Source organism: Micromonospora sp. NRRL B-16802, from assembly GCF_001279555.1.
In the GTDB taxonomy this organism is placed as follows: Bacteria; Actinomycetota; Actinomycetes; order Mycobacteriales; family Micromonosporaceae; genus Micromonospora; species Micromonospora profundi.
Window position 1 is genome coordinate 1 of record NZ_LGEB01000130.1, and the last position, 663, is coordinate 663.

At 67.3% G+C, this 663-nt stretch carries 1 pseudogene; it reads right to left on the reverse strand.

The window, feature by feature from the left end:
* Window positions 1-299: 299 nt before the first annotated feature.
* Window positions 300-663: pseudogene (locus tag ADK66_RS29170) on the reverse strand (hypothetical protein); the annotation flags it as partial.

Genomic DNA, 663 nt, shown 5'->3' on the forward strand with positions numbered 1-663 from the left:
TCCGCGACGGCGATATTAGGTGAGGCCCGGGGACACTGGATCACACCGACACTGTCCACAACCCGCCCCACCACAACCTTGTTCCCAACCCGCACCCGCCGCGCGGCACCCGCACCTACTGTGCCCGTCGCGCGGCACTCGCGCCCGTCGCGGGGCTGAATCTTGGACAGCTTCCGTCCGTGGCTAACGGAAACTGTCCAAGATTCAGCGACGGCGGGTATGCGGGCGGTGGATATGCCGCTGGCCGGCACCCCGGAGTGGGGTGCCGGCCAGCGGATCTTGCGGTGCTGTGGGGTGGGTCAGCTGTTCCAGTACTGGGCGACCAGGTCAGCGGCCTGCTGCTCCCACTGGGCGTAGGCGTCCGGGTACGCCGAGACCTGCACGGTCTGCGCGGCCACGGTCAACGGCATGTCCTGCCAGCCGTCAACCTGCTTCAAACCCTTCAGAAAGGCGGTGGTGGAGTAGTCGGGGTCGGTGATCTGCTCCGGCGTACCCCAACCCGAGCTCGGGCGCTGCTGGAACAAGCCCTGCGAGTCGTGATCGTTGCGGTCACCCAGGTGACCCAGGTTCTCCAGCTTCGACTCCTGCAGGCTCGTGCCGATCGAGATGACCGCGGCCCGCTCGGGCATGCCGGCCTTCTTCGTGGCGGCGATGATCGCCTTG